This window comes from Methanobrevibacter sp., from assembly GCF_036307625.1.
GTDB lineage: Archaea > Methanobacteriota > Methanobacteria > Methanobacteriales > Methanobacteriaceae > Methanocatella.
Window position 1 is genome coordinate 1 of the sequence record NZ_JAXJXF010000029.1, and the last position, 10,879, is coordinate 10,879.

Below are 10,879 nucleotides of genomic sequence, written 5' to 3' on the forward strand. Positions count from 1 at the left end.
AACAAAGTCTGTTGCATTATCTTTAAAAACATCTATTTCTATGTCTGCAAGGTCATTGGCGTAATTGCCATTGCCTACATTACCATATCCTCTTGGCATTTTAGTTTTTCAGTGTCTACCTCTGAGACAATTCCTATTGTACAGATTAAAATCAGTGCGGCAATTAAAATTCTTGAAATTTTCATTTTACCGCCTTTTTGTATTTTTTTTGATTTACAAAAAATAGTTAATTATTTTTTCCATACTTATCTAAATATTTTCATGTTGTGTTAAATTTTTTATAGTATGAAATAAAATATATCAATTGTTATATATAATTTTGGTGATTGAATGGTAATTATTGTAGGTACTGGTGCAGGTGGAGGAATTCTGGCATATGAACTTTCAAAGGATAATGTTCCGGTTACAATTATAGAAAAGGGACCATATATAGAATCAGGTGATGCGTTTAACTATTACGATAAGTATTCCGATGATGTGGATCTGTTGACAACCACATGTATTGGTGGTGCATCAATCGTTTCCATGTCCAATATGGTAAGGGCTTTGGATGAGGAACTGCTTGATTTTGGTGTTGATTTGAGCGCTGCTTATGAATATGTTGAGGAACTGGTAGGTGTCCATCAGCTTGACGATTCACATATTGGTTCTGGAACTCAAGCATTTTTGGATGCAGGTCGTGAATTGGGATTGAAAACACTTAAAATGCCTAAAGCCATTCGGGAAGAGGACTGCATTCAATGCGGAAAGTGTGCATTCGGATGTCCGGTCAATGCAAAATGGTCCGGAAAGGACTTTGTGGATTTGGCGGTAGAAAACGGTGCTGAACTGATATGTGATGCAGAAGTGATTGAGGTTCTCTCAGATGAAAGTAAGGCATGCGGCGTTACATACGTCAAAGACAATGTCGAAAACTCCATTTATGCAGATACAGTTATTCTATCTGCCGGAGCTATCGGAACAACATTGATTTTGAGAAAATCAGGAATTGAAGATGCAGGTAGTGAAATATTCTTTGATCCGTTTGTAAGCGTTGGAGGATATTTAAAAGACATCAACTTCAACACAGAAGTTCAGATGGCAGGACTTGTCATAGGTGAAAACTTCGTGTTGTCTCCTCACTTCTCATCTTTTATCAGGGCAAACATTCCTGATGATTCTGTAACTGATAAGGATATTTTAAGCATCATGGTCAAGACTCCTGATGAATGCAGAGGATATGTTGGCGATGATGGGGATGTGGTCAAAATAAATACCATTCAGGATATAAGATTTTTGGCTGAAGGAACTGCCACTGCAGGATTCATACTTCAAAAGGCAGGGGTTGACCCAAATACAATTGGTTCAACAGTTTACAGGGGAGCCCATCCTGGCGGAACTGCAGCCATTGGAAAAATAGTTGATTCAAATCTGCAAACTGAAATAGATGGTTTGTATGTCAGTGATGCAAGCGTATTGCCAATATCTCCTGGAAAGCCTCCAATACTGACAATACTTGCATTATCAAAAAGACTGGCGGATTATTTAAAAAATAAATAGAAGATTATTCGAATTGCTTATCGATATCTTCTGTTTTTATCAATTTTTCACAGTAATGGCATCTGACAACTGGAGGATATTTGTTGATTACATTGAACCTTGGTGTAATCGGTTCATTTTCATAGTTTGTTATACATTTCGGATTTGTACACTTAATCATTGATGTAATCTTGTCCGGAAGTATAATATTGTCTTTTTTTATAGGTTCATAGTTTCTGATAATGTTGATTGTAGCTTTTGGAGCAATCAAAGCAATCTGATTAAGTTCTTCATGATCCAATTCTCTGTTTTCAATCTTTACAATATCTTTTCTGCCGATTTCATTTGATGAAACGTTCATTGCTATTGTTATGTTTTGTGTTTCACTGTCTGGAAGTTCCAAAATTTTGAGAATGTGCAGTGCTTTGTTGGCAGTAATTCGGTCAATTACAGTACCATTTTCAATAGCTCTGATTTTAAGTTCTTTCTTATCCTTTTTCATATAATCCTACCTGGAATACATTTTTAAGTCTTTCATTTCAATTATCGCTTCTGTATCTTTGACCAATTGTTCGGGACTTTTATCTTTGGTAGTAATGCTAAAACTTTCAATGACTCTTGCTCCACGCAGTTTAACCTTTTCTTCAAGTCTTGCAATGTTTGAATTTCCACGATTTGTGTCCATTGTAGCAAATAATACAACATCTTTTCCTGTAAAGTTGCATCTGTCAATGATGGTGAGTATTGCTGGAGTAGGATTTCCAGTCCAGGTCGGTGAACCAATATAGATTGTATCGTAATTGGTCAAATCAACCCTTTCAGGCATGATGTCTGTTTTTTCTTCTCTAAATGCACTGATTACGGATAAAAACCTGTTTGCATATCCATCACGATTTTTTAAATCATGAATCCTAACTATGTTTCCTCTTAAGTTTTTTGCCAATGTTTTTGCAACAATATCTGTTGTTCCTCTTTGAGAATAATAAATTATTAGAGTTGCCATTATATAATCTCCCATTTTATGGGTGAAGACCGAAGTGTGTTAAACCAGCTTGTTCGTTGATGCCCAATATGATGTTCATGTTTTGAATAGCCTGACCGGATGCTCCTTTGACAAGATTGTCTATGCAGGATAACATCACGATTCTTCCAGTGTCATCTATTTCAAATCCGCCGATATGAACAAAGTTGGATCCTCTAACTGAACTTAAGTGTGGTATTTCTCCTTCGTCCATAAGTTTAATGAAGTATTCTTCACCGTATTCTTTTTCATATAATTTTCTCAATTCGTCTGTTGTGATATCTTTATTTTCATCATTTAAAAAGCTATGGCTTGTTGTCTGAATTCCTCTGATTACTGGTATAAGGTGTGGTGTAAATGAAACTTGAACCTCGTCAAATCCGTGAAGTTCCTGTTTGATTTCAGATGAGTGTCTGTGTGTAGTGATTTTATATGGATTGAGGTTGTCTGCAATATTCGGATAATGTGTAGTTGAAGATGCATTAACTCCAGCACCGCTGACTCCACTTTTTGAATCGATAACAATTCTTTCAACGAGTCCATTTTTAACAAGAGGATATGAAGATAAGATAGCTCCTGTCGGGAAGCATCCTGGATTTGCAACCAAATCTGTTTTTTTGATTTCGTCACGATAAAGTTCAGGAAGTCCGAACACTCCTTCATTTTCACTGTCGGTATGTTCCATTCCATACCATTTTTCATATACTGCTGTGTCTCTGTATCTGTAATCTCCACTTAAGTCAACAACTTTCATTCCGGTTTCTAAAAGTTCAGGAACAATTTTCATTGATGCTCCATGAGGTGTTGCGGTAAATGCAACGTCAACATCCAATTCGGATGGACTCTTGTTTGAAAATACAAGTCCAGAATCTCTTATGTGGGGATGGATTTTATGTGCAGGAATGCCGTCGTATTGTCTTGAGGTAATGTCTGTTATTTCCACTTCAGGATGGTTCAACAACATTCTCAATAGTTCTCCGCCAGTATATCCGCTTGCACCTATTATTGCTACTTTAAACATTTTATCTATCTCCTAATCTTCACAATGGTCCATTATTTTTCCTTCAAAATCTGTATTTTGAATTTTTCTAATGATTTTACAGCTGCTGTCAAGTTCGCAATCACGGTATTTTTCAATACGCACGGCCTTTGCTTTCAGGCCTCTTTTGTCGATTGCCTCCTGCAGCTTGGTTATGTCATGATTTTGATCAGCTCCTACGGTGATGATGTCCGGGTCGATTTCACGAACAATCTTGAACACATCTCCATTTGCATCACCTAAAAAAGCATCAGTTACGGGTTTTAACATTTTAATCAATTCTAAACGTTGGTCTTCTCCAACAATTGGTACTCTTTTTCTTCTTTCAACTGTTGCATCACGAGCTACAACAACATAAAGTTCAGCATCTTCTCCACCCAATTTTTTTGACTCTTCAAGGTATACTCCATGACCTGGGTGAAGTATGTCGAATGTTCCGGTCGCCATTATTTTCATTATATTTGCCTCTTCTGATATTTTAAAGCTTCAGTCAAATCAATTTTATCTTTATACAGTGCAGAACCGATTACAACTCCTTCCACACCACTTTCATTTAATTTTTTAATGTCGTCTATTGTTGTTACTCCTCCGGAATAAACAATAGGCAAATCAACGGATTTTTTAAGCTCTTCTACAGGTTCTGTGTAAAATCCGCCTAAAAGTCCTTCAACGTCAACATTGGTAAACAGTATGCTTCCTGCTCCATGGTCCTTAAACTCCTGTGAAAGCTCGACTGGACTTTTATCTATCTTTTCCTGCCATCCCTTGATAACTACCTTGTTGTCCTTGCTGTCAAGCGAAATCATGATTCTCTCAGAGCCATACTCTTCTGACAATTCTTCAATGGTTTTGGGATTTTGAATTCCCATGGTTCCGATTATCAGTCTTTCAATATCCAAATCCAATAATTGGCGTGCATATTCAACGCTTCTTATCCCGCCACCAAGCTGGATTGGAACTGAAACCTCGTTCAATATGTCTTTGATAATATCGAAACTGGCAACTCCATTGATGGTTCCATCCAAATCAATCACATGGATGTTTTTAGCTCCCAAATCTTCCCAGTGCTTTGCAACACGTTCGGGATTTTCTATTTCAACCATCTCACTTCCAGGTTCGCCTTGGACAAGCTGTACACATTTTCCATTTTTAATGTCTACTGCAGGCATTATTAACATTTCATCTTTTTTGAATGACATTTGATTTTTCCTATAATAATTTATTATAAAATACTATTTGTTTTGAAATGTTTTATATGTATTGTTTATTAAATTAGTTTTTTTTAATGAAAAATATTTTTTTGTTATCAGGTTAAAAATATTTAGGCATGCCTAAATATAAATACTAAAATTAATAAAGTATTATTAAACAAATATTATAAAAGAAGGCAAGAATGATGAGTACAATTATTGAATTTAAAAATGTGGATAAGGAATATAAATCTGGAGAACACATTTTAAAAGCTATGGACAATGTTAATTTTACCATTGATAAGGGGGAATTTGTAGTAATTCTTGGACCGTCTGGTGCTGGTAAATCAACTCTTTTAAATCTTTTGGGAGGGCTTGACTCAGTAACTTCAGGTCAAATAATTGTAAATGGTAATCATGTCGAATCTTTCTCCGACAACCAGCTGACAGAGTACAGGGCTAAAAATGTCGGTTTCATTTTCCAGTTCTATAACTTGATTCCAAATTTGACTGCAATTGAAAATGTTGAATTGATGAAGGATATTGTGGATGTGGATATAGATGGTCTAAGCGTTCTGGATTCGGTGGGACTTGGAAACCATGCAGATCAATTTCCTGCACAATTGTCCGGTGGAGAACAACAAAGAGTATCAATTGCACGAGCAGTTGCAAAACAGCCAACAATGCTTTTATGTGATGAGCCTACAGGAGCACTTGACTCAAAAACAGGTGTACTAATTTTAAATTTACTCCAGGATATGAGTAACAACAGAAATACTACAGTAATTATCGTAACTCACAATGCAATACTTGCCGAAGCTGCAGATAAGGTTATCAGAATCAAAAATGGTCAGATAGAAAGTATCGCAGTTAATGAAAATCCAATGAAGGTCACAGATTTAGACTGGTGAGTGTATGCTTTTCAAAAAGATGTTGAGAGACATCGCGAAGCACAAAGCTCAATTTATATCAATTTTTTTAATGGCATTTTTAGGAGTATTTGTGTTTGCCGGTGTCGGCGGAGAGTCTGTTGGCCTTGAAGTAAACAGTAACAACTTTTATGAAGACACAAACTTGGCTGACGGTTGGATTTATTCATTAAATATTAGTGATTTATTTTTAGACCAGGTTAATTGCCTGGGTGCAACCACTCAAATGGAACGGCAGGTGGTAGTGGATTCGGTGGGAGATTTTGACAATGACCCCGACATTACGCTGCATTTTGTAGAAAACAACACAATATCCAAATTCTTTCTGGTTGAAGGAGAGGAACTGAATATTGATGATGCTGGTGGAGTATGGCTTGACAAAAGCTTTGCCGATGCCAAAGGCTTGAAAGTCAAAGACAACATTACATTTGAATTTGAAAACTACGCTATCAAAAAGGAGATAAAAGGAATAGGTTACTCTCCGGAATATGTCTATCATGCCTCATCCGCCTCCATAATTCCTGATTTCAACAAAATTGGTTTTGCATATCTTTCATATAAGGCATTTCCAACAGATACAGTTCCATATAACGTATTGAATGTCAAATTCGATGGTGATTCTAAAAGTTATGGTGAGCTGTTGGATTATCATATGGGTGGTTACTACAGTTCATTCGTTGAAAGGTCAGAGCACTCTAGCGTAAGTCAGTTCGCCGATGAAATGGACCAGCATAAGATGATGGGGGACATTTTTCCAGTTGTATTCATATTGATTGCAATGCTGATTTTGCTGACAACAATGAGAAGGATAATCACTCATCAAAGGACTCAAATAGGTATTCTTAAGGCTTGCGGATTTAAGAATAGTTCAATTATTCTGCATTACTTGTCCTATGGTTTCTGGCTGGTTTTAACAGGTTCAATATTGGGCTTGATTTTGGGACCGATGATATTGCCCCAACTGTTTTATCCGTCAATGAGTGCAACTTATAAGCTGCCGTCCTGGAATTCGGCCTGGAGCATGAGTTTCTTATATGTGGCAGCATTGATGATCATAATGTCTCTGGCGGTTTCATATTATTCGGTCAAAGGCATTTCGGATGAAAAACCGGCCGATACCATAAGGCCAAAGGTGCCTAAGGTTTCATCTTCAGGATTCATTGAAAAGCTGGGATTATGGAAGCACATGTCATTCAATATTCGATGGAATTATCGTGATGCCAAAAGAAACAAGTTTCGGGCACTGATGACAATAGTTGGGGTGATGGGTTGTTCTGCGCTATTGGTTTGTGCATTTGGAATGTATGATGGAATGAATGATCTGAAGGAATGGGAATATACACAAATTAATCATTATGACTCAAAATTGGTGATTGAAGAGGATACTGCACAATCGCAAATCGATGACATTGCAGACAAGGTCAATGGTGATGAGATAATGGAAAGTGCCATTGAAATAGAATCGGACTCGGCCAAAAAATCGGGTTCACTTCTGGTACTCAATGAAACAGATTTAATTACACCGACAGACTATGACAGAAACCATGTTGAAATTAATGATGGTGATGTATCGATTTCTGAAAAAATGGCAAAAATGCTGGATGTTGATGTTGGAGATACTGTCAGATGGCACATTATGGGTTCTGATAAGTGGATTGATACAAAAATAGACAAGATTCACGCAGATCCTATATCTCAGGGATTCATAATGTCTTCTGATAAATTGGATGATTTGGATTTAAACTATACTCCAACAAGCATCATCACATCAGAACATGTCACAAAGGATTATGATGGTGTAAAGGCAGCTAACTCTATGAATAATATGACTTCCAGTTGGGATGAGCTGACAGAATCAATGTGGCTTTTAATCTACATATTGATATTCTTTGCATCTCTTCTTGCGGTAGTGGTGTTATACAATCTTGGTCTGCTGTCATTTACAGAAATTGAACGGGAAATTGCGACATTGAAGGTGTTGGGTTTCAAGACAGGGGCTTTGCGAAAACTATTGTTGACACAGAACCTGTGGTTTACAGCTATTGGGTTTGTACTGGGATTGCCTGTGGGATATTACATACTGGCCATAATGTGGGAGTCATCCGGAGATTCTTTCTACATATTGCCGTCAATATCTCCTGTAAACTTCCTCATTACATTGGTAATTACTTTTGCATTGTCAATTCTTGTAAACCTGATGTTTTCACGAAAAATCAAGAGGTTGGATATGGTCGAATCACTGAAAGGTGTGGAATAGTTCAATATCTATTCACTCCTTTCGGTTCTAAATCTTTAAGCTATTTTTAATGGATTGTCACATATATATTCATATTTTAAATTATGGCTATATTTTCAGATTGTCTATGTTAATGTAATTTACATTAATTTTTTTAAAAGAAAATATTTTTTCATCACTTTTAATGAATCATATATTCAATTAAAAAATAGGTTTTTTATATTCCAATTTTTAAATATATTATCATGTCATTGTCTAAAAAGATGCTGAGGGATATAAAAATCAACAAGACGCAATTCATTGCAATATTTTTAATGGCATTTTTGGGTATTTTTGCATATACTGGAATTTATGCAGAGTACTATGGTTTGGTTCAAACATCTGATGGGTTTTACACAGATACCAATATGGCGGATGCTTGGATTTATAATACTGATTTTGATAATGCATCTTTAGACAAATTCAATGGGTTCACGACTCAAAATGACAGGCAGGAGGTAATTCAATCCCAAGCGGATTTGGAAAGTAATCCTGACATCACGCTGCACTTCATAGAGAAGGGAACGATTTCTAAGTTTTATGCAACTGAAGGTGAAGATTTCAATCCGAATGATGATTCTGGTGTCTGGTTGGATACCCGTTTTGCAGAAGCCCGTGACCTGAAAGTCGGAGATAAAATCGCCTTTGAATTTGACAACAGAACAATAACAAAACAAATCAAGGGTCTTGGCTATTCTCCGGAATATATTTATGAGGTATCTCCATCATCCCTAACTCCTGATTTCAATGAAATGGGCTTTGCATATCTGTCAGCCAAGGCATATCCTGAAGATTTGAAATACAATACTTTGCTTGTTAAGTATGATATGTCCGGCAGCGATTTTGAGGCTAAAATGAGTTCAATAGATTATCTGTCGATTACCAAAAAAGAGGATCAATTGAGCGTTTCCAAATTCGCCGATGAAATGGCACAGCACAAGATGATTGGTGATGTTTTTCCAATTGTATTTATTTTGGTTACTTTTCTAACGCTTCTCACAACAATGAATAGGATTGTTGCTCATCAAAGAACTCAAATTGGAATCCTAAAGGCCGTCGGATTTAAGGACTCATCAATAATTCTGCATTATCTGTCATATTCATTCTGGCCGGTTTTGGCAGGGGCTATTTTGGGTTTGATTACGGGACCTATGATAATTCCCCAAATGTTTTATCCCTCAATGAAGACAAATTACAGTATGCCTAGCTGGAATCCTGGTTTTGACATGAGTTTCCTTTACATTGCTGGATTGATGGTCGTTTTGTCTGTGTTGGTGACCTATCTGTCATGCAGAAGAATTTCAAAGGAAAATCCTGCAAATACATTAAGGCCTAAACCGCCTAATGCTTCATCAAAAACAATAATTGAAAAATCAAGATTTTGGAATCGTTTAAGCTTCAATATGCGATGGAACTGGCGTGATGCAAGAAGAAATAGGTTCCGGGCATTGATGGCAATAGTTGGGGTTATGGGATGTGTTGCACTGCTTATTGCAGCATTCGGTATGAATGACAGCATGGCTGAGCTAAAGTCATGGGAATATGATGATATCGTTCATTATGAGTCAAAGTTATTGCTTTCAAGTCAGGCCAATCCGATGGAACTCTATTATGTTTTAAATGAAACAAACGGCAGTTTTATTATGCAGCAATCCATCGAAATCAAGGCAAATGATGTGGAGGACACGGTAACGCTTTTGGCATCGAATAATACGGATTTGATATCCTACACCGACAGCAACAGGAATCCGATTGACATTGGTGAGGGGGTTGTGTCAATATCAACCAAGCTGGCAGATAAATTCAATTTGACAATCGGTGATGAAATCAGGTGGCATATTGTCGGTGAAGATGATTGGGTAACTTCAAAAATAGGTCAGATTCATGCAGAACCAATTTCACAAGGTTTGATAATGTCTCCGGATACTTTAAAAGATCAGGGATTGAATTTCACGCCGACAAACATCATAACTGATGAAAAATTTGGCGAAAACTTTGATTCTATCAAATCAGTTACAACAATTGATAAAATGAAGGAAAGCTGGGACCAGATGACGACTTCAGTGATGATGATGGTTTATGTAGTGACATTTGTGGCAGGAGCATTGGCCATTCTGGTTTTGTATAATCTGGGCATTTTGTCATTTACAGAAATGGAGCGGGAAATTGCAACCTTGAAGGTTCTGGGCTTTAAAACGAATACCTTAAGAAAGCTGCTTTTGACCCAAAACATAATTTTCACATCAATAGGTTTTATTTTAGGTATTCCTCTTGGATTTTACTTCATGACATTGATGATGAATGCTGCGGGAGACTTGCTGTATTATGTCCCTACACTGACATTGGGCAATATTGTATTGTCTGCTGCAATAACTTTTGCAATAGCTATTGGTGTAAACCTTATGTTTTCAGATAAAATCAAAGATTTGAACATGGTTGAAGCGCTGAAGGACGTTGAATGAACTACATTGATTTTACATTTTATAGCTGAGTATCATAATTGTGATTTTTCATATTGTTGCACTTGAAAAACTTCTTTATACTTTGCCAATCAATTATTTAATTGGACATGTCCTATTTTACTTAAATTTAATCAGATTTTTAAGTTAAATCAATTTGGAGTTTTATATAAAACTTAAATATTTTTTAAAAAGTTAGTTATTCGAGATAACTTTCTTGAATTGAATTTTAAATAAAATAAGGGAAAAATTATGATTAGAGCAAGAAAATTTTCAAAACCTTTTGACTTATGCCATTCCATCATGTTTGATGAATTTCCGGCTGAATATACTAAAACTATTGGAGTTCCTGGAAATTATGTTAAAAAGATCAATCGTAGAGTTCATTTGAAAGATGGTACTGGTGGTGAAATGGATTCTGCATATATTGCAGAGCCAGATTATAAAA

General features: G+C 36.3%; 10 protein-coding genes. 5 read left to right on the forward strand and 5 right to left on the reverse strand.

The annotated features are described in order from the left end of the window. Positions 1–330 precede the first annotated feature (330 nt). Positions 331–1,539 (forward strand): GMC family oxidoreductase, encoded by a 1,209-nt coding sequence (locus UIB65_RS01520; protein ID WP_330039384.1) that lies wholly within the window; start codon positions 331–333, stop codon positions 1,537–1,539. Between the two features lie 4 nt (positions 1,540–1,543). Here the strand turns inward: UIB65_RS01520 and pyrI are convergent, their stop codons facing one another. The 5 genes from pyrI to hisA are packed head-to-tail and all read right to left on the reverse strand — an operon-like array spanning position 1,544 to position 4,777. After that, a complete protein-coding gene (gene pyrI, locus UIB65_RS01525; RefSeq protein WP_330039385.1) occupies positions 1,544–2,020 on the reverse strand; it encodes an aspartate carbamoyltransferase regulatory subunit in 477 nt (158 codons plus the stop codon). Positions 2,021–2,026: 6 nt separating this feature from the next. After that, positions 2,027–2,521: a flavodoxin domain-containing protein gene (locus tag UIB65_RS01530; RefSeq protein WP_330039386.1), complete on the reverse strand. Its 495-nt coding sequence runs from the start codon at positions 2,519–2,521 to the stop codon at positions 2,027–2,029. Between the two features lie 16 nt (positions 2,522–2,537). Continuing rightward, complete coding sequence (argC, locus tag UIB65_RS01535) at positions 2,538–3,560, reverse strand: N-acetyl-gamma-glutamyl-phosphate reductase (RefSeq protein ID WP_330039387.1); 1,023 nt, start codon at positions 3,558–3,560, stop codon at positions 2,538–2,540. Between the two features lie 12 nt (positions 3,561–3,572). Next, complete coding sequence (locus UIB65_RS01540; RefSeq protein WP_330039392.1) at positions 3,573–4,037, reverse strand: adenylyltransferase/cytidyltransferase family protein; 465 nt, start codon at positions 4,035–4,037, stop codon at positions 3,573–3,575. Beyond that, the gene (gene hisA, locus UIB65_RS01545) at positions 4,034–4,777 is read right to left on the reverse strand and encodes a 1-(5-phosphoribosyl)-5-[(5-phosphoribosylamino)methylideneamino]imidazole-4-carboxamide isomerase (RefSeq protein WP_330039388.1); all 744 of its coding nucleotides are present in this window, start codon (positions 4,775–4,777) and stop codon (positions 4,034–4,036) included. Before hisA ends, UIB65_RS01540 begins: the two co-directional genes overlap by 4 nt. 197 nt (positions 4,778–4,974) lie before the next feature. Here hisA and UIB65_RS01550 point away from each other — a divergent pair, with 197 nt between their 5' ends. From UIB65_RS01550 to UIB65_RS01565, 4 genes are all read left to right on the forward strand, one after another. Further along, positions 4,975–5,679 carry an ABC transporter ATP-binding protein gene (locus tag UIB65_RS01550; protein WP_330039393.1) on the forward strand — a complete coding sequence of 235 codons (705 nt, stop codon included), beginning with the start codon at positions 4,975–4,977 and terminating at the stop codon, positions 5,677–5,679. A gap of 4 nt (positions 5,680–5,683) precedes the next feature. Further along, positions 5,684–7,954 carry an FtsX-like permease family protein gene (locus UIB65_RS01555; protein ID WP_330039389.1) on the forward strand — a complete coding sequence of 757 codons (2,271 nt, stop codon included), beginning with the start codon at positions 5,684–5,686 and terminating at the stop codon, positions 7,952–7,954. Positions 7,955–8,178: 224 nt separating this feature from the next. Next, on the forward strand, positions 8,179–10,434 hold the full coding sequence (locus UIB65_RS01560) for an ABC transporter permease (protein WP_330039390.1): 2,256 nt from the start codon (positions 8,179–8,181) through the stop codon (positions 10,432–10,434). A 249-nt stretch (positions 10,435–10,683) separates the two neighbouring features. Beyond that, the coding region (locus UIB65_RS01565; protein WP_330039391.1) for a hypothetical protein at positions 10,684–10,879 on the forward strand (196 nt) is incomplete at its 3' end.